At 49.8% G+C, this 1,543-nt stretch carries 1 protein-coding gene; it reads right to left on the reverse strand.

Annotated elements, in window-relative coordinates; translation table 11 throughout:
* Positions 1 to 304: 304 nt before the first annotated feature.
* Positions 305 to 1,426 (reverse strand): IS110 family RNA-guided transposase, encoded by a 1,122-nt coding sequence (locus K0504_RS18250; RefSeq protein WP_220105594.1) that lies wholly within the window; start codon positions 1,424 to 1,426, stop codon positions 305 to 307.
* Positions 1,427 to 1,543: the final 117 nt, after the last annotated feature.

The following is a 1,543-nucleotide window of genomic DNA, read 5'->3' on the forward strand; positions in this document are numbered from 1 at the left end:
GCGTTGATATGATTCCCGTTGTCAATAGGCGCAACTGTTTCCCTACCGAACATTTTTTTCCGGCATTGAAGAACCTGAATGAGTGACCTTTGGCAAGTAAGTGTCGGCGGTTGACCTTGCTGATATACGCGGGTTTGGTTATCCGCATGACTTGTTTGCGCCGTTGGAGCCTTGCCTCAGTCTATGAGCGCGAATCTAAATCGCCTAACGCCCTCGAGGATTGCTCGCACCGCTGCCGCCGGTCGGTCTCATTCAGGTTGTAACTGGGTCTCTTTCTTTAGTTCATTGTGTGGCTGCTTTTGGGTTAACCCACCGCTTTGCTGTTGGGCTCAAACCGTTGCGCAATGTCCCAGATAAAGCCAAGTAACTCGCGGGCAATCGCCACCACCACTTTGTTTTGCTCTTTGCCTTTGGCCTTCATCCGCCGGAATTTGTTGCACAACCGAAGCTGCGCTTGCCATGAACGCTCTTGTAAGTTCACCGAATGGTCTTGTTGCCTGATTTGCAACTCACGCGAAACTTTGGGTGAAAAGCGATAGGCCCATGCGGCTTCAATCAATATGCGTCTGGCGTGGGTATTGCCACATTTAGTGATGCCACCGATTTGCTGGCGTTGACCGCTTGAATGCTCGGAAGGGGTTAGCCCCACAAAGTTCATCAGCGAGCGGGGATTAGCAAAGCGCCGCATATCACCAAGCTCTGCCACCAGAGTAATGGCACTTAAAAAGCGAATGCCACGCAGGACCGTTAAAAATTGCACCAGTGGATACCAGCACCATTGCTGACCTAAGTGCTCTAACTCCCGCTCGATGTGCTGCAAGCTTTGGTAGCGATGCTCAACAATGCCAATGTAATGCTGAAAGGTGATTTTCTTGGCAGGCTCAATGAAGTGAATATCGGCCAAATGGCGTTTATGGGCATCGCTCCAGTTATCTCTTCCTGAATACGAATGGCCGTTACGCAACAAAAACGACTTCAACCGCTGGCGTGCCTGGCGCAAGTCCAACATGCAATCTTCTCGGCAACGAATTAAATCACGAATGGCTTCATCATCAGCATTGGGGATGTGAATCGACGACAGCAAGCCAGCTTTGGCTAATCGTGCTAATGCCATCGCATCGCGCCTATCGGTTTTGACTTTGTCGCCGGGTGCTTTGGGGATGAGCGATGGGACAACTACCCAGCATTCAATGCCTTTACGCTCGAGCATTCGGTACAACCAATAGCCACATGGACCGGCTTCATAAATCACCACTAACTTGCTGGCTTTGCTTGAGAATTTCTTGATAAGGTTGCTGACAGAACGACTGTTAGTGGGGATGGTGCCGTAAAACAAAACGGCTTCATCTTGATTCGAAACAAACGCAACATCCGTGGTTTCTTTGTGCACATCCAGGCCGATGAAAATCGTGCTAGGTTTAGACATGTCGATCTCCTGTTTTCTGTTAAAGAGTAACGCCCATTAACAGTGTGGCTCTGGTTCGACTAACCCACGATAAACCGCAGGAGATCGACACTTCGCCTCAGGGAATCATGATGTCTA

The sequence above is a fragment of the Neiella holothuriorum genome (assembly GCF_019457915.1).
Classification (GTDB): Bacteria; Pseudomonadota; Gammaproteobacteria; order Enterobacterales; family Neiellaceae; genus Neiella; species Neiella holothuriorum.